This is a genomic window from Halopseudomonas xinjiangensis (assembly GCF_900104945.1).
GTDB lineage: Bacteria > Pseudomonadota > Gammaproteobacteria > Pseudomonadales > Pseudomonadaceae > Halopseudomonas > Halopseudomonas xinjiangensis.
Window position 1 is genome coordinate 1,546,045 of sequence record NZ_LT629736.1, and the last position, 22,960, is coordinate 1,569,004.

19 protein-coding genes are annotated in these 22,960 nt (G+C 59.4%); 11 read left to right on the forward strand and 8 right to left on the reverse strand.

Features of this window, described 5'->3' with window-relative positions:
* Positions 1-8 precede the first annotated feature (8 nt).
* Positions 9-2,156 (reverse strand): fatty acid oxidation complex subunit alpha FadB, encoded by a 2,148-nt coding sequence (gene fadB / locus BLT85_RS07090; protein WP_093392580.1) that lies wholly within the window; start codon positions 2,154-2,156, stop codon positions 9-11.
* 302 nt (positions 2,157-2,458) lie between these two features.
* Complete coding sequence (locus BLT85_RS07095; protein WP_093392582.1) at positions 2,459-2,893, reverse strand: hypothetical protein; 435 nt, start codon at positions 2,891-2,893, stop codon at positions 2,459-2,461.
* Positions 2,894-2,995: 102 nt separating this feature from the next.
* Here BLT85_RS07095 and BLT85_RS07100 point away from each other — a divergent pair, with 102 nt between their 5' ends.
* Complete coding sequence (locus BLT85_RS07100) at positions 2,996-3,436, forward strand: universal stress protein (RefSeq protein WP_093392585.1); 441 nt, start codon at positions 2,996-2,998, stop codon at positions 3,434-3,436.
* Positions 3,437-3,444: 8 nt separating this feature from the next.
* Here BLT85_RS07100 and BLT85_RS07105 read toward each other — a convergent pair whose 3' ends face one another.
* Positions 3,445-5,367, reverse strand: a complete 1,923-nt coding sequence (locus tag BLT85_RS07105) for an ATP-binding cassette domain-containing protein (RefSeq protein ID WP_093392587.1) — start codon at positions 5,365-5,367, stop codon at positions 3,445-3,447.
* A gap of 160 nt (positions 5,368-5,527) precedes the next feature.
* Between BLT85_RS07105 and BLT85_RS07110 the strand changes: the two genes are divergently transcribed.
* On the forward strand, positions 5,528-7,474 hold the full coding sequence (locus tag BLT85_RS07110; RefSeq protein ID WP_093392589.1) for a transglycosylase SLT domain-containing protein: 1,947 nt from the start codon (positions 5,528-5,530) through the stop codon (positions 7,472-7,474).
* 58 nt (positions 7,475-7,532) lie between these two features.
* On the opposite strand, the gene BLT85_RS07115 is transcribed toward BLT85_RS07110, so the two are convergent.
* From BLT85_RS07115 to BLT85_RS07125, 3 genes are all read right to left on the reverse strand, one after another.
* A complete protein-coding gene (locus BLT85_RS07115) occupies positions 7,533-8,468 on the reverse strand; it encodes a chemotaxis protein CheV (RefSeq protein ID WP_093392591.1) in 936 nt (311 codons plus the stop codon).
* A 100-nt stretch (positions 8,469-8,568) separates the two neighbouring features.
* Positions 8,569-9,153 (reverse strand): Fe-S biogenesis protein NfuA, encoded by a 585-nt coding sequence (gene nfuA / locus BLT85_RS07120; protein WP_093392593.1) that lies wholly within the window; start codon positions 9,151-9,153, stop codon positions 8,569-8,571.
* Positions 9,154-9,296: 143 nt separating this feature from the next.
* Complete coding sequence (locus BLT85_RS07125; protein ID WP_093392595.1) at positions 9,297-9,836, reverse strand: type 1 glutamine amidotransferase domain-containing protein; 540 nt, start codon at positions 9,834-9,836, stop codon at positions 9,297-9,299.
* A gap of 171 nt (positions 9,837-10,007) precedes the next feature.
* Here BLT85_RS07125 and metH point away from each other — a divergent pair, with 171 nt between their 5' ends.
* The 6 genes from metH (at position 10,008) to BLT85_RS07155 (ending at position 18,400) form a co-directional block, all read left to right on the forward strand.
* A complete protein-coding gene (gene metH / locus BLT85_RS07130; protein WP_093392597.1) occupies positions 10,008-13,706 on the forward strand; it encodes a methionine synthase in 3,699 nt (1,232 codons plus the stop codon).
* Entirely contained in the window at positions 13,703-15,037 is a 1,335-nt protein-coding gene (locus BLT85_RS07135; protein WP_231701555.1) for an MATE family efflux transporter, read from the forward strand. The genes metH and BLT85_RS07135 overlap by 4 nt, the downstream gene beginning before the upstream one ends.
* Positions 15,038-15,075: 38 nt before the next feature.
* Positions 15,076-15,303 carry a DUF2970 domain-containing protein gene (locus BLT85_RS07140; RefSeq protein WP_093392599.1) on the forward strand — a complete coding sequence of 76 codons (228 nt, stop codon included), beginning with the start codon at positions 15,076-15,078 and terminating at the stop codon, positions 15,301-15,303.
* Between the two features lie 381 nt (positions 15,304-15,684).
* A complete protein-coding gene (locus tag BLT85_RS07145; RefSeq protein ID WP_093392601.1) occupies positions 15,685-17,343 on the forward strand; it encodes a nitrite/sulfite reductase in 1,659 nt (552 codons plus the stop codon).
* Positions 17,327-17,824 carry a DUF934 domain-containing protein gene (locus BLT85_RS07150; RefSeq protein ID WP_093392603.1) on the forward strand — a complete coding sequence of 166 codons (498 nt, stop codon included), beginning with the start codon at positions 17,327-17,329 and terminating at the stop codon, positions 17,822-17,824. Before BLT85_RS07145 ends, BLT85_RS07150 begins: the two co-directional genes overlap by 17 nt.
* A gap of 117 nt (positions 17,825-17,941) precedes the next feature.
* Positions 17,942-18,400, forward strand: a complete 459-nt coding sequence (locus tag BLT85_RS07155) for a hypothetical protein (protein ID WP_093392605.1) — start codon at positions 17,942-17,944, stop codon at positions 18,398-18,400.
* A gap of 39 nt (positions 18,401-18,439) precedes the next feature.
* Here the strand turns inward: BLT85_RS07155 and BLT85_RS07160 are convergent, their stop codons facing one another.
* Positions 18,440-19,426 (reverse strand): YhdH/YhfP family quinone oxidoreductase, encoded by a 987-nt coding sequence (locus tag BLT85_RS07160; protein WP_093392607.1) that lies wholly within the window; start codon positions 19,424-19,426, stop codon positions 18,440-18,442.
* A gap of 8 nt (positions 19,427-19,434) precedes the next feature.
* Entirely contained in the window at positions 19,435-20,454 is a 1,020-nt protein-coding gene (sohB, locus tag BLT85_RS07165) for a protease SohB (protein ID WP_093392609.1), read from the reverse strand.
* Positions 20,455-20,619: 165 nt separating this feature from the next.
* Here sohB and BLT85_RS07170 point away from each other — a divergent pair, with 165 nt between their 5' ends.
* The 3 genes from BLT85_RS07170 to BLT85_RS07180 all read left to right on the forward strand — a co-directional run bounded on the left by BLT85_RS07170 (position 20,620) and on the right by BLT85_RS07180 (position 22,950).
* The gene (locus BLT85_RS07170; protein ID WP_093392611.1) at positions 20,620-21,324 is read left to right on the forward strand and encodes a histidine phosphatase family protein; all 705 of its coding nucleotides are present in this window, start codon (positions 20,620-20,622) and stop codon (positions 21,322-21,324) included.
* A gap of 54 nt (positions 21,325-21,378) precedes the next feature.
* Entirely contained in the window at positions 21,379-21,690 is a 312-nt protein-coding gene (locus BLT85_RS07175; RefSeq protein ID WP_093392613.1) for an SCP2 sterol-binding domain-containing protein, read from the forward strand.
* 192 nt (positions 21,691-21,882) lie between these two features.
* The gene (locus BLT85_RS07180; RefSeq protein ID WP_093392615.1) at positions 21,883-22,950 is read left to right on the forward strand and encodes a phosphotransferase family protein; all 1,068 of its coding nucleotides are present in this window, start codon (positions 21,883-21,885) and stop codon (positions 22,948-22,950) included.
* The last annotated feature ends 10 nt before the right edge of the window (positions 22,951-22,960 follow it).

Genomic DNA, 22,960 nt, shown 5'->3' on the forward strand with positions numbered 1-22,960 from the left:
CTGGGCGGTTAACCGAAGAATTTCTGACCGTTCTTCGCCATTTCACGCAACTTTTCTGTCGGGTGATACATGGCGCCGAATTCGGCGTACTTGTCGGCGATGGCTACGAATTCGGCCACACCGATGGTGTCGATGTAACGCAGGGCGCCGCCACGGAAAGGAGGGAAACCAATACCGTAGATCAAACCCATGTCTGCGTCCGCAGCCGACTCGACGACACCGTCTTCCAGGCAGCGAACAGTCTCCAGGCACAGCGGAACCATCATGATTTCAACGATCTCTTCGTCGGTGAACTCGCGCTGTTCCTGAACTACCGGCTTGAGCAGTTCATAGGCTTGCGGGTCAACCTGCTTCTTCGGCTTGCCCTTCTTGTCCATCTCGTAGGAGTAGAAGCCCTTGCCGGTCTTCTGGCCCAGACGACCTTCGTCATACATGACGTCGACCGCGGTGCGGGTCTTGTCAGCCATGCGGTCGGGGTAACCTTCGGCCATGACGTCACGGCCATGATGACCAGTATCCATACCGACAACGTCCATCAGGTAGGCGGGGCCCATCGGCCAGCCAAACTTCTCCATCAGCTTGTCAACGCGCTGGAAGTCCGCGCCCATGCCGATCAGGCGAGCGAAGCCGCCGAAGTAAGGGAACAGGACGCGGTTGACCAGGAAGCCCGGGCAGTCGTTGACGACGATTGGCGTCTTGCCCATCTTCTTGGCGTAAGCGACGGTAGTCGCGATAGCACGTTCACTGGACTTCTCACCACGGATGACTTCGACCAGCGGCATCATGTGTACCGGGTTGAAGAAGTGCATACCACAGAAGTTTTCCGGACGCTTGAGCGCCTGGGCCAGATAGGTGATGGAAATGGTTGAAGTGTTCGAGGCGATGATCGCGTCGTCCTTCACATAACCTTCCACCTCGGCCAGTACCGCGTGCTTGACCTTGGGATTCTCGACGACGGCTTCGACCACGATGTCGACTTCCTTGAAGTCGCCATAGGACATGGTCGGGCGAATGGCGTTGAGCGCCTTGGCCATCTGATCCGGCTTCATGCGGCCTTTTTCAACGCGCTTGCCAAGCAGCTTGGAGGCTTCGTCCAGGCCCAGCTGAATGCCTTCCTCGCGGATATCCTTCATCAGGATCGGCGTGCCCTTGACCGCAGACTGGTAAGCGATACCGCCACCCATGATGCCTGCGCCAAGTACAGCGGCCAGCTTCACGTCTGCTGCCTGCTTATCGTATTGCTTGGCCTTGTGCTTGAGCGCCTGATCATTCAGGAACAGGCCTACGAGGCTCGCTGCAACGGAGGTCTTCGCCAGCTTGGCAAAGCCTGCTGCCTCGATTTCCAGTGCCTTGTCGCGGCCATGGTTGGCAGCCTTCTGGATGGTCTTGATCGCTTCGACCGGAGCCGGGTAGTTCGGGCCAGCCTGACCAGCGACGAAACCCTTGGCGGTTTCAAACGCCATCATCTGCTCAATGGTATTGAGCTTGACCTTTTCCAGCTTGGGCTGACGCTTGGCCTTGTAATCCAGCTCGCCGGCTGCGGCGCGCTTGGCCAGGTCCAGGGCACCTTCCTTGAGCTTGGCGTCCGCAACCACAGCGTCAACGGCACGCATGCTCAGTGCCTTGTCTGCGCGCTGTTCGCCACCGGAGCAGATCCACTCGATGGCGTTGTCCACGCCCATGATCCGTGTGGCGCGAACGGTACCGCCGAAACCCGGGTAGATACCCAGCTTCACTTCGGGCAGGCCGACCTTGGCGCTCTGGGCCATGATGCGGTAATCGCAGGCCAGGCACATCTCGAAACCGCCACCCAGCGCCATGCCGTTGATCGCGGCGACGGTGGGAACGTTGAGGTCTTCGAATGCGTTGAAAATCTTGTTCGCTTCGAGGTTGCCGGCGACCAGGTCTTCTTCCGGCAGCTGGAACGTATTGACGAATTCGGTGATATCGGCGCCGACGATGAACACGTCCTTGCCGCTGGTCACGATCACGCCGCGGACGCTGGCGTCGTTCTGGATGGCTTCAACCGCTGACTGCAGTTCGGCCAGAGTGGCCCGGTTGAACTTGTTGACAGACTCGCCCTGCAGGTCGAACTTGAGTTCGACGATGCCGTCTTCCAGGGCTTGAACCGTGATGGCTTTACCTTCGTAAATCATCAACTGATCTCCACGCTATAAAAGCACATGAGAAACACCGATTGGCGGACCGACCCTCACGGGGTCTGCCCTGCCAACCGGTGTCATGAACGTCCCGATGCGATGAACCCGTTAGCGAGCAAAAATTCATACGCTTGTTTGATTCGGGTCGGCACACCTTCGAGGAAAATACGCGTCTTGTCAATTGGCGGCTGGCAAAAGCATCTCGCTCGGACCATCTGTCCGCCGCCTTCTGGCTTTATAATTCAGATAGTTAACATGGATTAATGAGACCGTTTCGACGTGACGATGCATTATCGTCTCTATGAGACAGATGGCTGCCTAAGAGGTTGCAACGCCGTGTCGAGACGTTCAAGGGAGGCCAGATCGTCCGGTTCCTGCCAATGAACCACCAGCGTGAAACCGTGCCTGTCCAGCCCGAGGACGTTGTCCGGCAGCGTCACCAGCACCGCCAGTAGTCGCGCTTGAACCGACTCCCCTCCGGACATCTGCCAGACGCCGTTCAAACGTCTTGCGCTGAACTCCTGGTCGAGCGGACAGCGCGGAAGCGCCAGACGATAGCCGATGCATCCTTCGAGCCGGTCGTCGTGTTGCGACGCCTGCCTATCGACCGTAAATCCAAGTTCTCGGGCCCGGTCTCGCAGCCGGTGCAACTGTAGCTGGCGCCCGCGCGGCATCATTTTGTGCAGGGTGGATAAAAGGATAGCGGCGACCAGACCCACGATCAGCCAGGTCATGCCGTTGCACCCTTGCGGCTGGCCTCAGAAGAAAGGCTGTAGAGAGTATGGACTGGCAGGTAAACGCTGTTAGTATCGGCTGAAAAGCCAGGAGGAACCTGCATGCTTTATTCTCATCTGCTAGTGGCGGTAGATCTGATCGACGAATGCCGCGACGTTGCCGATCACGCTGTGTCGCTGGCCAAGGCATTGGACGCGAAGCTGACCCTGCTGCATGTGGTGGAGCCTCTGGCGATGGCCTACGGCGGTGATGTGCCAATGGATCTGTCGATGCTCCAGCAGCAGCAGTTCGATCAGGCCCGCGAGCGCATGCAAGCCTTCGCCGGCGACTATGGATTACCTGAAGATCAGCTGCAGATCGCTTTTGGCCATCCGCGCCAGGAAATCCATCGAGTCAGTACAGAGCAGGCCTGCGACCTGATTGTCGTCGGCAGCCATGGCCGGCACGGCCTCGCGTTATTGCTCGGCTCGACAGCCAATGACGTACTACACGGCGCGCCCTGCGACGTTATTGCGGTCAGGCTCGGCAAGAAAAAAGCCTGACCTGAGCCTCATCCCTGCAAGTCTTCGAGTTCGGCCCAGCGTTCCAGCGCCTGGTCGAGCTCGGCCTGCTTGCTTTCCATTGCAGCAATGACTGGCGCCGTCTGCTCATGGCTCCGCTGGTAGAAATCGGGCGCATTGACCTGCTGCTGAAGAACCTCTAATTCCTTTTCCAACCGCTCAAGCACGACCGGCATAGCTTCCAGCTCTCGCTGCAGCTTGTAGCTGAGCTTGGCCTTTGGCACAGCCGGCTGCGCACTCGGGACGGCTGCCGGGGGCGGTGTCGGCTGGGTGGCTTCTTCCGGCGCGGCGGCGTCCTGCCCCCAGTCGGCCAGGGATTCGACCCGACCGCCCTGGCGAAGCCAGTCCGCATAGCCGCCGACGTACTCGCGCACGTTTCCGTGGCCCTCGAATACCAGGCTGCTGGTGACTACATTGTCCAGAAATGCCCGGTCGTGGCTGACCAGCAGCACCGTACCGTCAAACCCTGCAAGAACTTCTTCGAGCAGCTCAAGCGTTTCGACATCGAGGTCGTTGGTCGGCTCGTCGAGGACCAGCACGTTGGCCGGTTTGCTGAATAATCGCGCCAGTAGCAGACGCGCTCGCTCACCACCAGATAGAGCCTTTACCGGCGTCCGCGATCGCTCCGGTGAGAAAAGAAAGTCTCCCAGATAGCTGATGATGTGCCGGCGTTCGCCGTTGATCTCGATGAAATCACGGCCTTCGGAAATGTTATCGATCACCGACTTCTCAGGCTCGAGCTGACCACGCAGCTGGTCGAAATAGGCAACTTCCAGCTTGGTGCCGTGCTTGATCTTGCCGGACGTCGGTTCCAGCTGACCGAGCAGCAGCTTGAGCAACGTGCTCTTGCCGGAACCGTTGTTACCGATGAGGCCGATTCGATCGCCTCGCAGGATGAAGGTCGTCAGATCGCGTACCAGCGGGGCACGACCCGGCCAGGCGAAAGATACGTCCTCGACTTCTATCACGCGCTTGCCTGAAGCATCGGCCGTCTCCAGCTGAAAGCTCGCCTTTCCCTGTCGATCGACGCGCTGGGAGCGCTCGTCACGCATTGCCTTGAGCGCACGCACGCGCCCTTCGTTACGGGTACGACGGGCCTTGATACCCTGGCGGATCCAGACTTCTTCCTGAGCCAGACGCTTGTCGAACAGCGCATTGGCAGTCGCTTCCGCGGCCAGCGCTTGCTCCTTGTGCACCAGAAAACTGGCGTAGTCGCCCGGCCAATCGATGAGCGCGCCCCGGTCGAGTTCGAGGATGCGTGTCGCCAGTGCCTGCAGAAACTGACGATCGTGGGTGATGAAGAGCACAGCACCACGAAAATCAAGCAGAACCTCTTCCAGCCAGGCGATGGTATGGATATCGAGATGGTTGGTCGGTTCGTCGAGCAGCAGCACATCGGGCTCAGACACCAGCGCCTGCGCCAGCAGAACTCGGCGGCGCCAGCCGCCGGAAAGCTCTGCCATCGTTTTCTCCGCAGGAAGGCCGAGCCGGGTGAGTGTGGTCTCGACAAGCTGATTCAATCGCCAACCGTCCTTGGCCTCCAACCGCTCCTGAACCTTCTCCAGGCGCGCCAGCTCGGCCTCGCCCATCTCGCCGTGCACCAGATGGTGGTACTCCGCGAGCAGCTCGCCGACCCCGGCCAGGCCGGCCGCAACGATGTCATATACCTGCGAGTCGTCTGCCTGGGGCAACTCCTGCGGTAACTGGCCGATCTTCAGGCCGGGCGCGAACCATATCTCGCCGTCATCCGGTGCCTGCTGTCCGTCGATGAGCTTGAGCAAACTGGACTTGCCAGCGCCGTTGCGACCGATCAGACACACGCGTTCGCCTCGATCGAGCTGGAACGAGACCTTGTCCAACAGCGGATTGAGCCCGTAGGCCAGCGAGACGTCGGTAAACGAGAGAAGCGCCATAACACACCTTTGAAAAATACAGGCCGGCATTCTAGCCTTACCTGTCGTCAGCTGCATGATTAATGCGACGCCGAACCACTATTCGGCCACCAGGCAAACGGCTAAGCTGTACTCAACGCTACACACCCACGCTGCTCCACCGCCCGTCCGGGCAGGATTCATGATGCGCCGCTACACCTCTCTGTTTTTCAAACTGATCGCCGCGCCAGTTGCCGGCCTGTTGTTGTGTCAACCAGCCTTCGCCGACCGTCTGCAGGACCAGCGTCGTGCTTACGACCAGGCGATGTCGGCGCTGAATTCCAACCAGTTGGCTCGCTATCATCAGCTCAAGCCCGGTCTGGCTGATTACCCCCTGTACCCATACCTGCTTCTGGGCGAACTCAATCGTCAGGCGCAACCCGAGCATCGCAAGGTCGAAGCCTTTCTGCTCGAGCATGGCGACGTGCCGGCCGCTCAGTTGCTAAAAAACAAATGGCTGCGCCGACTCGCACGGGACGGCGAATGGTCGCTGTTCCACAAGCACTATGACGAAAGCAGCCGAGACGCCGGGCTGGATTGTCAGGTGACACTGCAAAGCTGGCGCGAGGGTAACGATAAGGAAGCCATGCGCCGTGCCACCGAACTCTGGACAGTCGGACGCTCCCAACCGAAAGATTGCGATCCGCTATTTGAGCGCTGGCGTCAGGCTGGCGGCTTGACCGAAACGGTAGCCTGGCAGCGCATTCGCCTCGCCCTGCTATACCGTCAGGACGCCCTGGCGCGCTATCTGACTCGTTATGTACCCAGCCAAAAAGCACTGGCTGAGCGATTCGTTGAAACGGCGACCCGGCCTACGCTGTTGAAGAATCACGAGCGATACCGCCCGAGCGCTAACCAGCCTGCGGAGAAAGTCACCGATGTAGTGACCGTTGCCTTGCGCCGACTGGGCCGCGACGATCCCGCCGCCGCCTTCGCCCTGTGGCCGCTGTACCGCGACCTGCCTTTCGCTGAGAGCGATCGGTTGGCGATCACTCGCGACATCGGCGTGCGCATGGCAAAGCGGCACGACCCGGCGGCGCTCGCGTTCATGGAAAGCAACGATCCGACGATGCAGGATGATCAGATCAGCGAATGGCGTATCCGTCTGGCGCTGCGTACCGGCCAGTTCGCTATGGCGCGGGACCTGTCTCAGACGTTGCCCGACACGCTGAATCAGCAGAGTCGCTGGCGGTACTGGAAATTGCGAAGCGCTCAGTTGTCCTCTCCATTGTCCGGAGATATCAAGGAGGGCTACGCTCAGCTGGCCAATGAACGGGACTTCTACGGATTTCTTGCCGCCGAACAGAGTGGCCGGCCGTATGCGCTCAACCACCAGCCGGCGAAGGTGGCGCCCGAAGTGAAAGCCAAGGTCAGCCAGACCGGAAATATCCGGCGGGCCCGTGAGTTCTTTGCCCGGGGTCAGGTGGTCGATGCACGGCGCGAGTGGTATCACGCCAGCCGTTTCTTCGACCGTGATGAACTGGTCGCGCAGGCAACCATGGCCCGGGAGATGGAGTGGTACTTCCCGGCTATACGAAGCGTTAGCCAGGCACAGCACTGGGATGATCTGGACATCCGGTTCCCGCTTGCCTATCAGGAGCCCATCATGCAGCAGGCTGCCGCGCGGCAATTGAAGTCGCCGTGGGTCTACGCTATCACCCGCCAGGAAAGTGCTTTCATGGCCGATGCGCGGTCTCACGCCGGCGCCATGGGACTGATGCAGCTGATGCCTGGGACTGCGAGGGAGACCGCCAAGCGCTACGGTATTCCGCTATCCAATCCCAATGACGTCCTGTTACCCGAGCGCAACATCGCGCTGGGTGCTGCCTATCTGTCGCAGCTGAACAACCAGTTCCAGGGCAACCGTGTATTGGCCTCGGCGGCGTACAACGCCGGTCCCGGACGCGTAAGGCAGTGGACACGCGGTGTGGACGATTTGCCGTCGGACGTATGGGTCGAGGCGATACCCTTCGACGAAACACGACAATACGTGCAAAGCGTGTTGAGCTACGCAGTGATCTATGGGGAAAAACTGGGGATCAAGCAGCCCGTGATGGAGAATCACGAGCGCTACCTCCGCGTGCAGTGATCGCGCGCGGAGGCAGAGCAAGCATCCGGAATCCAGGCGTTGCGGCCTAGGCGTGCGGTCAGTTGTCCAGACGCTTGAGCCGCTCGCGGACAACCTCGACCAGTTGATCAGGCTGGAATTTGGACAGGAACCCGTCGCAGCCGACTTTTTCCACCATCGCCTTGTTGAAGTTGCCTGAAAGCGAGGTATGCAAAACGACATACAGATCCTGCAACCGCGGGTCCTTGCGGATCTCCGCGGTTAGCCTGTAGCCGTCCATTTCGGGCATTTCTGCATCGGTGATGACCATGAGGAGACGCTCCGAGAAATGTTCGTCCGCATCAGCCCAGGCTTTCAGCTGGTTCAACGCTCGCAGGCCGTCAGTGGCTACATGCATCGTCAGGTTCAGCTGCGACAGCGTCTCGCGCAACTGGTTGATACCGGTTGGCGAATCATCGACCAGAAGTACTTCCCTACCCCGCGCCTTGTCCAGCAAGGCATCGTCGAGCAGATCCGCGCTGACGCGGGTATTGAACGGAACGATCTCCGCCAACACTTTCTCCACGTCGATGATCTCGACCAGGCGCTGGTCTTCCAGGCGAGTAATGGCGGTCAGGTAATGCGAGCGGCCTGCGCCACGCGGCGGTGGCTGCACGGTGTCCCAGTTCAGGTTCATGATCCGTTCGACACTACCGACGAGGAATGCCTGCACCGACCGGTTGTACTCGGTCACGATGACGGTACTTTGCGGAGTGACCGGCAGCGGCCGCAACCCGATAGCGGCTGACAAATCGATGACCGGAATGGTCTGTCCACGTAAATGCGTGACGCCGACTACATGGGGATGCCGTTGCGGCATCTGCGTCAATGCCGGCATTTGCAAGACCTCACGGATCTTGAACACGTTCAGCGCAAACAGCTGTTGATGCGCCGACAGCTTGAACAGCAATATCTCCAGGCGGTTTTCACCGACCAGCCGGGTACGCTGATTGACAGAATCCAGAACTCCAGCCATGACAACGCCTCTCACTAGCTAAATCATTAATGGCCTAACGCTACCACAGAAATTAGCGTCTTGGCGTCGGCCTGACCGCCGGGCGTCCATGGCTGATCAATCAGTAGTAGGCGTTTTCCTTGACCGTGTGGTCGGTCACGTCACGTACCGCAGTCAGTTCCGGAATTCGCGCAACCAGCGTCTTCTCGATGCCTTCCTTGAGCGTCACATCGACCATGCCGCAACCCTGGCAACCGCCTCCGAACTGAAGAATGGCGACCCCGCCTTCGACAACGTCGACCAGTTTCACTTCACCGCCGTGACTGGCCAGACCGGGATTGATTTCGGTCTGCAGCAGATAATTGATGCGCTCGTTGAGAGGGCTATCGTCATTCACCATCGGAACTTTAGCGTTGGGTGCCTTAATGGTGAGCTGACCACCCATTCGGTCGGTGGCGTAATCGACTAGCGCGTCTTCGAGAAACGGCTCGCTGACCGCATCGATCCAGACGTTGAAGGAGTCCAGCGGCATCAGCCGATCTTCCGGCTTTTCCTCGCCGGGCTTGCAGTACGCGATGCACGTCTCGGCATAGGGGGTGCCGGGTTGAGTGATGAACACACGAATGCCGATGCCGGTCGAATCCTGTTTGGAAAGCAGATCGGCCAGATATTTTTCGGCACCTTCGGTGAAATGAATGCCTGCCATGTAACGCCTCTTGAGCAGTGACTATGGCGGCCAGTGTAAGGGATTCGCGGGCGCGAATAAAGCCTTACTGATTTAGTAGGGTATTGCGCAAGCACCGATTAAAGACGTCGGCCGCCACCCTGCGGCGGCGACCGACAGACCGATCAGGCCGCGAGCTTATCAATGAGCGCCCGGTTGAACGCATCGAGATCGTCCGGCTTACGACTGCTGATCAGATTACCGTCGACCACCACTTCCTGATCGACCCATTCTGCGCCTGCGTTTCGCAGATCGTCGGCGAGCGAAGGCCAGCTGGTCATCTTCTTGCCCTTGACCAGGTCGGCTGACGCCAGGATCCAGGCCCCATGACAGATGACCGCGATCGGCTTGTTGGCCTTGGCTACGTTCTTCAGCAGCGACTTGGCCAGATCGTGCAAACGGATATTGTCACCGTTTACCACGCCACCGGGGAGCACCACGGCGTCGTAGTCGTCCGCATGTGTGGCATCGAAGGTCCGGTCCACGGTAAAGGTGTCGGCGGGATCCGTGTGATTCCACCCCTGCACCTCGCCAGATTTGGCTGAAATGATATCGGCGATCGCGCCTGCCTCACGAAGCGCGTCACGCGGAGAAGTCATCTCGACCTGTTCAAAGCCGTCGGTAACCAACAACGCGACTCGCTTGCCTTTAAGGGAATTACTCATATCGACCTCCTGCTGAAATGGATGGCTGCTCAAATTACGACCAGAGGCGAATCGAAAGTTCCTGCACCCTCTCAGGGAGGCAATCACAGGACGTGATAGGGCAATCGTTCAGCATTCGCCCCGCTTCTGCTAAGCTAGCCGGCTTTTCGATGTGCATTACCGGAGCTCCACATGCCTGATTTGACCACCCGCCTGACCGCCCTGCGCGACGCCCTGCGCCAGCGTATCCTGATTCTGGACGGTGGCATGGGGACCATGATCCAGAGCTACCGGCTCGAAGAAGCGGACTACCGCGGCGAGCGTTTCGCTGACTGGCCGAGCGACCTGAAGGGCAACAACGACCTGTTGATCCTGAGCCAGCCGAACAAGATCGCGGCGATCGAGCGCGCCTATCTCGACGCGGGCGCCGACATCATCGAAACCAACACCTTCAACGCCACCCGAGTCTCTCAGGCCGATTACGGCATGCAGGACCTGGCCTACGAACTGAACGTGGAAGGCGCCCGCCTCGCCCGTCAGGTGTGCGATGAGAAGACCACAGAGACACCCGACAAACCGCGTTTCGTTGCCGGCGTACTCGGCCCGACCAGCCGCACCTGTTCGATCTCTCCGGACGTGAACAATCCGGGTTATCGCAACATCAGTTTCGATCAACTGGTCGAGGACTACGTGAGCTCGACCCGGGGACTGATCGAAGGCGGCGCTGACCTAATCCTGATCGAGACCATCTTCGACACGCTGAATGCCAAGGCGGCGATCTTCGCCGTGCAGCAGGCCTTCGAGGACCTCGGCGTGGAGTTGCCGATCATGATCTCGGGCACCATCACCGACGCCTCTGGCCGCACGCTGTCGGGCCAGACTACCGAGGCATTCTGGAACTCGGTGCGCCATGCGAAGCCGATTTCGGTTGGACTCAACTGCGCGCTCGGCGCGAAAGAGCTACGTCCGTATCTGGAAGAGCTGTCCGGCAAGGCGGATACCTACGTCTCGGCCCACCCCAACGCGGGATTGCCGAATGCCTTCGGCGAGTACGACGAAACTCCTGAGCAGATGGCCGCGGTCGTCGAGGAATTTGCCGCCGCGGGCTTCCTGAACATCGTAGGCGGTTGTTGCGGTACAGCGCCCGAGCACATCGAAGCGATTGCCCGGGCGGTGGCCAAGTATCCGCCCCGCACCATCCCGACCATTGCGCCGGCCTGCCGGTTGTCCGGCCTCGAGCCGTTCACCATCGATCGCAGCTCGCTCTTCGTCAACGTAGGCGAGCGCACCAACATCACCGGGAGCGCCAAGTTCGCCCGGCTGATACGGGAAGACAACTACAGCGAAGCGCTGGAAGTAGCGTTGCAGCAGGTCGAAGCCGGCGCGCAGATCATCGACATCAACATGGACGAGGGGATGCTCGATTCTAAGGCGGCCATGGTCACCTTCCTCAACCTGATTGCCGGCGAACCCGATATCGCTCGCGTGCCGATCATGATCGATTCCTCCAAGTGGGAAGTCATCGAGGCCGGTCTCAAATGCATTCAGGGCAAGGGTATCGTCAACTCGATTTCCATGAAGGAAGGCGAGGACCAATTCCGCCAGCAGGCCCGCTTGTGCAAGCGCTACGGCGCCGCTGTGGTTGTCATGGCCTTCGACGAAAAGGGCCAGGCTGATACCGAGGCGCGCAAGAAGGAAATCTGCAAGCGCTCCTACGACATTCTCGTCAACGAAGTCGGCTTTGCGCCGGAAGATATCATCTTCGACCCAAACATCTTCGCGATCGCTACAGGCATCGAGGAGCACAACAACTACGCAGTCGACTTCATCAACGCCTGTGCCTACATCCGCGATGAACTGCCTCACGCTCTGACCTCCGGCGGGGTTTCCAACGTTTCGTTCTCCTTCCGTGGCAACAATCCGGTTCGTGAAGCGATCCACTCGGTGTTCCTCTACCACGCGATCCGCAACGGCCTCAACATGGGTATCGTCAACGCGGGTCAGCTGGAGATTTACGACCAGATCCCGACGGAGCTGCGCGAAATCGTCGAGGACGTGGTGCTCAACCGCTCGAAAGGCGGCACGGAGGCACTACTGGCGATCGCCGACAAGTACAAGGGCGACGGCAGCGTCAAGGAAGCGGAAAGCGAGGAATGGCGCAGCTGGGACGTCAGCAAGCGCCTCGAGCATTCATTGGTGAAGGGCATCACTACCTGGATCATCGAAGACACCGAAGAGGCGCGTCAGGCCTATGCCCGCCCGATCGAGGTTATCGAAGGGCCGTTGATGTCCGGCATGAACGTAGTCGGCGATCTGTTCGGCGCCGGCAAGATGTTCCTGCCCCAGGTGGTGAAGTCAGCCCGTGTGATGAAGCAAGCCGTCGGCCACCTGATTCCCTTCATCGAAGCGGAAAAAGGTGATAACCCCGAGCCCAAGGGCAAGATCCTGATGGCCACGGTTAAGGGTGACGTCCACGATATCGGCAAGAACATCGTCGGCGTAGTGCTCGGCTGTAACGGTTACGACGTGGTCGATCTGGGCGTAATGGTGCCGGCAGAGAAAATCCTGCAAACAGCCATTGCCGAGAAGTGCGACATCATCGGTCTGTCCGGGCTGATCACACCGTCGCTGGATGAAATGGTGCACGTCGCCAAGGAAATGCAGCGCCAAGGCTTCAAGCTGCCCCTTCTTATCGGCGGTGCGACGACGTCGAAGGCCCACACCGCGGTAAAAATCGAGCCGCAGTACAGCAACGACGCGGTGATTTACGTAACCGATGCCTCACGTGCGGTGGGGGTAGCCACCAGCCTGCTGTCGAAGGAAATCAAGCCGGATTACATCACCAAGATCCGCGAGGACTACGCCGTGGTGCGCGAGCGCACCGCTAGCCGTAGTGCCCGCACCGAACGCCTGTCCTATGCCGATGCGCTGCAGCGCAAGCCGGTGATCGACTGGGCAGCATACGAGCCACCGGCACCCTCGTTCACTGGCGTTAAAATACTCGACAATATCGATCTTCATACGCTGGTTGAGTACATCGACTGGACACCTTTTTTCATCTCCTGGGAACTGGCCGGCAAATATCCGCGCATCTTCGATGACGAGATTATCGGCGAGGCCGCTCGTTCGCTATTCGACGATGCGCAGGCCATTCTCCACAAGCTGATCGACGAAAAGCTGATCAAGGCTCGTGCCGTGTTCGGCTTCTGGCCAGCGAACCAGGTGGATAACGACGATATCCAACTGTTCGACGACGCCGGTCAGCCTTCGCAGCGGCTGCACCACCTTCGTCAGCAGACGATCAAACCTGACGGCAAACCGAACTTCTCGCTCGCCGACTTCGTCGCCCCCCAAGACTCCGGCCTGACCGACTATGTCGGCGGCTTCATCACCACCGCAGGCATTGGCGCCGAGGAAGTAGCGGTCGAGTACCAGGCCAAAGGTGACGACTACAACGCGATCATGGTCAAGGCACTCGCCGATCGCCTCGCTGAAGCCTGTGCCGAGTGGCTGCACGAGCGCGTTCGGCGCGAGCATTGGGGCTACGCCACGGACGAGACACTGGACAAGGATGCGCTGATCCGCGAGAAGTATCGCGGCATCCGCCCCGCGCCGGGTTATCCCGCCTGCCCCGACCACACCGAGAAAGAGGCACTTTTTGCGCTCCTTGATCCTCGCGGCGAGTCCGGCGTAGAGCTCACGGAACATTTCGCGATGTTCCCCGCTGCTTCGGTCAGCGGCTGGTACTTTGCCCATCCACAGAGCCAGTACTTTGCAGTGGGCAAGATCGATCGGGATCAGGTGGAATCCTATAGCCAGCGCAAAGGACAAACGCTGCAGGTCACCGAACGCTGGTTGTCACCGAACCTCGGTTACGACCCCGCCCCATGACCCTTCTGCCTGCCCGTGATCGGCTCAGAAGCATCGCGCTTCTGGGATTGCCGATCATGGGCGGCATGCTTAGCCAAAGCCTGCTCAATCTGGTCGACGCGGCTATGGTCGGCAGTCTCGGCAGCGCAGCGCTGGCGGGCGTAGGTCTGGGTAGCTACGCCAATTTCATGGCCATCGCCCTGGTGATGGGCCTGGGCGCTGGGGTCCAGGCCATGGTCGCGCGGCGTCATGGCGAGGGCAATGTCGGCCAGATCGCCACGCCCTTGAATGACGGGTTGCTCATCGTCGCGCTGTTTGCCGTTCCCTTGACCTTTGTATGCTGGTTCAACGCCGAGCGGATCATCGGTCTTCTTGCCGAAGACCCGGAAGTAGCCGGCATTGGCGCGGACTATTTCCGTTGGCGCACCTTGGCAATCATCGCTGTCGGCGCGAACTTCGCCTTTCGCGGCTACTGGAATGGTATTCGCCAGTCCGGGACCTATCTGCTGATCCTGCTGGGCATGCATGTGCTCAACATTACGGTCAGCTACGGTTTGATTTTCGGTCGCTACGGCCTGCCTGAAATGGGCGCAGCGGGCTCCGGGCTAGGTACCTGCATAGCCATGCTCGTCGGCTGCGCAACCCATTTTCTGATCACGCACCGCTCGGCACGCAGGCATGGGTTCCTGCGTAGACGCCCGAGAATGAAACGGTTGCGTAACCTCCTCGCATTGACGATACCCAATTCGCTGCAGCAGTTTCTCTTCGCGACCGGCATCACCACGCTGTTCTGGATTATTGGTCAGATTGGCACGCAGGAACTGGCCATCGCTCATGTACTGATCAATCTGGCGCTGTTTCTGATTCTGCCTGGCGTGGGTATGGGCATGGCTGCGGCCACCCTGGTCAGTCATAGCCTTGGCGAGCGAGAGCCCGACGAAGCCTACCGCTGGGGCTGGGATGTGGTGCGGGTCGCTGGGTGCGCGCTTTTCCTGCTCGGGCTGCCTTTCTGGCTTGCACCGCAGGCGGTGCTCGGCCTGTTCACTCACGACGCACAGCTCCTCGCCCTGGGCGACTGGCCGCTGCGCATCACGGGACTGGGCATGACGCTGGACGCGACGGCGCTGGTGCTGACTCAGGCGCTGCTGGGGGCGGGAGCGAGCCGCACCGTCATGGGGGTAAACCTCGGCAGCCAATGGTTGCTGTTCCTGCCGTGCGCCTATCTCGCCGGTCCGGTACTCGGGGGCGGGCTACTCTCCATCTGGCTGCTGCAAAGCGGATACCGTGCCGTTACATCGCTGATCTTCGCGATCATGTGGCGCCGCCGACACTGGGCGGACATCTGCATCTGATCCAGCTATGCTGAGAGCAGACCGAAGGAGGTTTGGAGATGGCAGACCAAGAACAACAGAACCAGCAACAGGGAATGCGCTTTCGCGACACGGTAGTCAGCGTACTGTTCGCTGCCCTTGGCGTGCAAAGCAACAAGGCGCGGGAACGCGATTTCACCCACGGCAAGCCGAGTCATTTCATCGTCCTAGGGATCGCCTTTACTGCGCTGTTCGTGCTGGGCATTCTCGGAGTGGTCAAACTGATTCTGCATCTGGCCGGAGTCTGACCGGCCAGGCTATGGCAGGCTGATGAGCTATTGCTGGCTGATCCAGAAAACCGCGGCGACCACCGCGATGAGAATCAGCGCTACCGCCGCAAAGGCGTCCAGATAACTGTCGGAGTCGTGCTGCTGATGCGTTTCATGGTCGTTCATAGGTGTTCCTCTTATTGTTGTTGCACCTTGTGAGCGCGTTACCTACCCTAGCTAGTAAAGCCCAATCCCCCTGCCAGCACAAGCGCCCGGAAAGCTGCGTTTTCCATCTAAACATATAGATAAACATTCCTTTTGTGCATATCGGAAAACTGCTATCGTCTGCGCGCTTCCGAAGCCCGGTAGGGCCGAGCCATTGTTAGACAAGGGGCAGCGCCCCCAGAACAGGTTGTCAGCATGTATATCTACGACGAGTATGATCAACGGATCGTGGAGGACCGCGTCAAGCAGTTCCGCGATCAGACCCGCCGCTATCTTGCCGGCGAACTGAGCGACCCGGAATTCCTGCCGCTGCGCCTGCAGAATGGCCTGTATATTCAGCGGTATGCACCCATGTTGCGCATCGCCATTCCCTATGGCCTGATCTCCTCCCGGCAGATGCGCAAGCTCGCGTTCATCGCGCGTGAATACGACAAGGGCTACGCGCACTTCAGCACCCGACAGAACGTCCAGTTCAACTGGCCGAGCCTGGAAGAGGTTCCGGACATTCTTGCGCATCTGGCCGAGGTGCAGATGCACGCGATCCAGACCAGCGGCAACTGCATCCGCAACACCACTACTGACCAGTTCGCCGGCGTCGCAGCAGACGAAATTGTCGACCCGCGCCCGTGGTGCGAAGTCATTCGCCAGTGGTCGACCTTTCATCCGGAATTCGCTTTCCTGCCGCGCAAGTTCAAGATTGCCGTCAACGGTGCCGAAGCAGATCGCGCAGCGATCGGCGTCCACGATATCGGCCTGAATGTCGTCAAGAACGATGCTGGCGAAGTCGGCTTCCGCGTGCTCGTCGGCGGCGGGCTTGGTCGTACGCCGATGGTCGGTTCGGAAATCCGTGCGTTCCTGCCCTGGCAGCATCTGCTTACCTACCTCGACGCCATTCTGCGTGTGTACAACCGCTATGGTCGCCGTGACAACAAGTACAAGGCGCGGATCAAGATACTGGTGAAAGCGCTCACTCCCGCTGCCTTCGCTGAAAAAGTCGAAGCCGAGTGGGTCCATACCAAGGATGGCCCTGCCACCCTGACTCAGGACGAGTTCGAGCGGGTGAGCGCCCACTTCACCGCCCCTGCCTACGCGCAGCTGGACGGTGATGACGCGACGTACCTGGCCATGCGCGAGAGCGACAAGGGTTTCAACAACTGGGCCATGCGCAACGTGCATGCTCACAAGGTGCCCGGTTACGCCGCTGTGACGCTGTCACTCAAGCCAACCGCTGTAGCGCCCGGCGACGCCACCGACAAGCAGCTGGAAGCAGCTGCGGACCTCGCCGACCAGTTCAGCTTCGGCGAGCTGCGGGTAACGCACCAGCAGAACCTGGTCCTGGCCGACGTGCGTCAGTCCGAACTTTACTCGCTGTGGCAGGTATGCCGCGATCAGGGCTTCGCCACACCCAACATCGGCCTGCTCACTGACATCATCTGCTGCCCGGGCGGGGACTTCTGCTCACTGGCAAACGCCAAGTCGATTCCGATCGCCGAGGCTATCCAGCGCACCTTCGATGATCTGGATTACCTGCACGACATTGGCGACGTCGACCTGAACATCTCCGGGTGCATGAACGCCTGCGGTCATCACCACGTCGGCCATATCGGCGTGCTTGGTGTGGACAAGAAAGGTGCAGAGTTCTATCAGGTATCGCTCGGCGGTAACAGCGGGCGCAATGCGGCGATCGGCCAGATTCTCGGCCCATCCTTCGCTGCCGACCAGATGCCAGGAGTGATCCAGAAGGTTGTCGACGTCTACGTCGAACAGCGCACAGCGGAAGAGCAATTCATCGACACCTTCCAGCGTATCGGCATGGATCCGTTCAAGGAGCGCGTTTATGCAGCGAATAATTAAGAACGACCAGGTCGTCGATGAAACCTGGCATCTGCTACCCAAGGACGCCACGCTCGAAGGCCTGTCCAACAGCGATGACCTGCTGGTGCCGATGGGACTGTGGCTCGAGCACAGCCATGCGTTGAAGGTCCGCGATGGCGGCCTGGGCGTGTGGCTGGATAGCGACGAAGAGATCGAGTGCATCGCCGACGAGCTGGAGTACTTCCAGGTCGTGGCGCTGAACTTCCCCGTGTTCAGCGACGGGCGCCATTTCTCGACGGCACGTCTGCTGCGCGATCGCTATGGGTACAAAGGCGAAGTACGCGCCATCGGCGATGTTCTGCGTGACCAGCTGTTCTACATGAAGCGCTGCGGCTTCGATGCCTTTGCAGTCCGTGCCGATCGCGATCCGTACGAGGCACTTGAGAGCCTCAAGGACTTCTCGGAAACCTACCAAGCCGCTACCGACCAGCCTCTGCCGCTGTTTCGTCGCCGCGGCTGAGTCGTTACACATAGCTGGCGAGGTTCGCCGCGCCAGCTATGTTCTTCTTTTCCCTACCGAACGACCCTCTGTCTTCCGCTGTCCAACTCGCATGCGTCTTGTCATCAGGAGAAACCCATGCGTGCCCAGCCTTCATCCCCCGTAGCCCAGTCTTCAGAAGAGACCGGCCCGCTCAACCGCGAGCGGCTCGAGGCCAACCTGCTGTATTACGTGGCCAACCCGCGCCTAATCAATCAGCGCCTGCACGAATTGGACAAGGAATGGAGCATCGAACGCCTGCTCGAAGCCAACGCAGCAGCGCTGGCCGGTGCGGGAACCTTGATGAGCTTGTTCCGCAGCAAGTACTGGCTGCTACTGCCTGCAGGCGCCACAGGGTTTCTGATGCAGCACGCCGTTCAAGGCCGGTGCGCGCCGATGAAGCTGTTTCACCAGATGGGCTTCCGGTCTGCTGAAGAGATCGACGAGGAACGCTATGCGCTGAGAATCCTTCGCGGTGACCTCGAACCGGTCAAAGAGGCGGACGTGGACGACATGGTCGCCCAGGTAGAACGGGCAATGGCAGCAGCAGAAGGATAAGCGTGTGCCAGCGGCCCTGGCTGCCAAGGCCGCCTCCGGTCAACCCAGGTTGACGATTACCCGACCGACCATTTGTCCACCCAGGATCGTTTCGATCTGTTGGGGAAGCTCATCAAGCCCGACCTCATGCTCGATAGAGCTCAGATCGGTCTTCCACTGGACCGACAGTCTATCCCACATCGAAGCTTTCACCACCAGCGGCTGCTCTACTGAGTCGATGCCCATCAGGTTCACGTTGCGCAGGATGAACGGCAGGACACTGCCCTGGAAACCGGTACCGGCTGTCAGGCCGCAGCAGGCTACGGTCGCTCCGTAACGCAGTGATTTCACTACGTTGAACAGAATGTCGCCACCGACAGTGTCCACTCCACCGGCCCAGCGCTCCTTGAGTAGCGGTTTCTCCTTGCCCGCCTCAAGCTCGGAGCGCTCGACGATAGTCGTCGCACCCAGCTTCTTCAGAAAGTCGGCTTGCGACGCCTTGCCGGTTGCGGCGGCAACTTCATAACCCAGGCCGGCGAGCATCGCCACGGCAATACTACCGACACCCCCGGTTGCGCCAGTAACCAATATCGGGCCCTGGCCGGTGATCATGCCGCCCTGCTCGAGCTTGTCGATACACAGGGCGGCGGTGAGGCCAGCAGTGCCCAGCAGCATGCTTTCGCGCAACGTCAGGCCATCCGGGCGTTTGAGAACCCAGCCGGCAGGGACCCGGATGTACTGGCCGTAGCCGCCTGCAGTATTCATCCCCAGATCATATCCGGTGACGATCACTTCATCGCCGGCTTTCAGTTCAGACACAGAGCTGGATTCGACCACGCCGGCCGCATCGATCCCCGGGGTATGCGGATATTGGCGGGTGACGCCCTTGTTACCGCTTGCAGACAATGCGTCCTTGAAATTCAGCGACGAGTATTTCACCCGTATCAGAACTTCTCCTTCAGGCAGATCCTCTACGCGGCGCGTGACCACGTTCGAAACATAGCGGCCTTGTTCTTCGCTGACTACCAGGGCCTTGAATTCTGACATGTGGGCTCCTACCAAAATTTCTGGTTGTGAAAGCGTGAAGCCCAGACGACCAGCAGGCGGTCGATGATGCCGGTGAAACCACCAGCCAGCTTGTCCTGCATGCGTTTGCGCGTCACGTAGTTGACCTCGAACACATCCGCTTCACGGACACGTCGAGTGATGTATTCGTCGCTGGTCTGCACCTCGTCTGCCAGCTTGATCTCCTGTGCCTCGATGCCGAACCATACTTCGCCGGTTGCGACCTCATCGACATTCAGCTGCGGTCGGTAGCGGCTGACAAAATTTTTGAACAACCGATGAATGTTTTCCAGATCCTCGCGAAACTTCTCCCGACCTTTTTCGGTGTTTTCACCGAACACGGTCAGGGTGCGCTTGTACTCGCCGGCTGTAAGCATTTCGTAGTCAACGTCATGCTTCTTCAGGATCTTGTGAAAGTTCGGCAGCTGCGCCACCACGCCGATCGATCCGAGCATGGCAAAGGGTGCCGCCAGGAGCCGGTCACCGATGCAGGCCATCATGTAACCCCCGCTCGCCGCGACCTTGTCGACACAGACAGTAAGCGGGATTCCGGCTTCGCGGATACGGACCAACTGGGAAGCGGCAAGACCGTAAGCATGGACCATCCCGCCGCCACTCTCCAGTTTGACGACGACTTCATCCTCGGCACGTGCCATTTCGAGCACTGCAGTAATCTCATGGCGTAGATGATCGACCGCGCTTGCCTTGATGTCGCCATCGAAGCACAACACGAACACCCTGCTCCGCTCTTCAGCGCTCTTGCTTCGGCTTTTGGCGTCGAGCTTGCGACCCTTCTGTCTCAGCTTGAACCCTTTTTTGTCCAGCACCGACTGGGCAAGCCGCTCGGTCATGCGAGCGATTTGCTCGTTGACCTTATTGACCGACAGCGCACCATCCGGTCGACGGTGTCGATCCTTCAGAGAGACGATCATCACCAGCAACACGACCAACGCCAGCAGCACTGTCGCTGCCTTGGCCAGGAACATTCCGTAATCGGCTAACCATTCCACGCATGAATCTCCCGCAAAAGTGACTGAACCAAGCATACAGGATGGACGAACGGCTGGGACCGACCGGTGCCGTCTCGATTCAAACGGTTGTATGATTTTCGGTTGACAGGATATGGGCCCGCCCATACCCTCAGTGAGACATTTTCCGGACAGGCATAACAATACGTGGGCAGCATCTATCTCATCCGTCACGGTCAAGCTTCCCTCGGCGCCGAGGACTACGACGTACTCTCTCCGGTTGGCATCAAGCAGTCCAAATTGCTTGGCGAGTATCTCAACAAGCTGAACGTACGCTTCGATCGCTGCTATGCCGGTAACATGAAACGGCAGATCGATACATGCCACCACGCCCTGGCGCAGATGGCCGATGCCCCCACGCGGGAGATCTCGATCGATACCGGGTTCAACGAATATCGGTCTGACGAGGTCATGCATACCTATCTGCCGCGGATCCTCGAGACTCAGCCGGACGCGAAGCATTTCGTGGAAAACGCCGGCCAGCATCGCAAGGAGTTTCAGAAGGTATTCAGTCAGGTCATCACGTCCTGGATCACCGATGAAAATTGCCCTGCCGACTGTCAGAGTTGGCCGCAGTTCGTTGCGGGGGTTCGCGACGGACTCAAGCGCGTCATGGAAGAAGCGGAGCGCGGCCAGACTATCGCCATCTTCACATCGGGCGGCATGATCACCGCCGCCGTGCAACTGATCACGGGAATGCCGGCCACAAGCGCCTTCGAGCTGAACTGGCAAATCGTGAATACCTCTGTGAGCCGTCTACAATACCGTAGGGACAAGCTCAGTCTGGCTTCCTTCAATAGCCAGGCTCACCTTGATGTCCACCAGCGGTCCGAGTGGGTGACCTACAGATAATCATCAGGTGACGAAGCCGTCGCCGTCCACCAAGCAAATATAGGAACAGGGCCAATGACTACTGATCAGATCATCAACAACATGGAATCCAAGTTCAACCCGGCCGCCGCGCAGGGTCTGAATCTGGTGTTCCAGTTCAACATCGAAGACGACGACAATTTCTTCGTGAAGGTCAAGGACGGCACCTGTGATGCACAGAAAGGCGACGCCGAAAACCCCAACGTCACCTTGATCATGGACAGCGACACGCTGAACGGCGTTATCTCCGGCGAGACCGACGGCATGCAGGCTTTCATGGCCGGCAAGCTGCGCGCCGAGGGCGACATGATGTTGGCCCTGAAGCTGGGCGAGCTGTTCCCGGCTTAAAAAGCCTGCAAAGAAAAGCCGGAGCCCTGCTCCGGTTTTTTTTGCCCGCGGGATCGCTGGGCATTGACCCAGCCAATCTAGTTCCAACACGCAATCTGATAAGGGGAATCAAACAGCTGTTCGAGCTTGTTCGCGATCCGCACCCTGCATTAGATTAACTGATTGTTCGAAACGACCATCATAAGGAAAACCATGACTCTGACCGATCAGGCCAGCACCATCCGCGAGGGTGAAGAGCTGGACGTCGATGCCGTCGACCGTTATCTCAAGAGCCAGATCGATGGCCTGCATGGCATACCCACGATACGCCAGTTCCCGGGTGGCGCATCCAACCTGACTTACCTGGTTGCCTATCCGGAGCAGGAATTCGTTCTGCGGCGCCCACCGTTTGGAAAGAAAGCCAAGTCGGCGCATGACATGGGCCGGGAATACCGGATCCTGAACCAGCTTAAAGAAGGCTTCCCTTACTGCCCGAAGGCGTACGCCCACTGCACTGACGAGTCGGTCATCGGGGCGGAGTTCTATGTAATGGAGCGCGTCCAGGGCGTGATCTTGCGCTCGGAGCTGCCGCCCGAACTGGGGCTGGACGAAGCGCAAACGCGCGAACTGTGCAAAAGCTTCATCGACAAGTTCGTCGATCTGCACAACGTCGATTACGCTGCCTGCGGTTTGTCGGACCTGGGCAAGCCGGAAGGCTACGTGCAACGTCAGATCGAGGGCTGGATCGATCGTTATCAGAAAGCTGCGACGCCTGACGCGCCAAGCTGGGGCCCCGTCATGTCTTGGCTGCGTGACAAGATGCCTGCCGACCATCACAAGCCGGGCATTGTCCATAACGACTACCGCTTCGACAATGTCATTCTCGACCCGCAAAACCCGATGCAGATCATCGGCGTGCTGGATTGGGAGATGACCACGATCGGCGATCCGCTGATGGACCTTGGCAACACCCTCGCGTACTGGATCGAAGCCGGGGATCCGCAGCCGATGCAACTGATCCGTCGCCAGCCAAGCCACGCTCCAGGCATGCTGACCCGTCAGGAATTCGCTGACTATTATGCCGAGCGTGCCGGCATCACCATCGACAACCTCGACTATTACTACACCTACGGCCTGTTCCGACTGGCCGGGATCGTCCAGCAGATCTACTACCGGTTCTACCACGGCCAGACGCAGGACAAACGCTTCGCCTCTTTCATTCACATGAACAAGCTGCTCGAACAGGTCAGCTTGTCCGTCATCGGCAAATCGGCTCTTTGAGCCGCTGAAT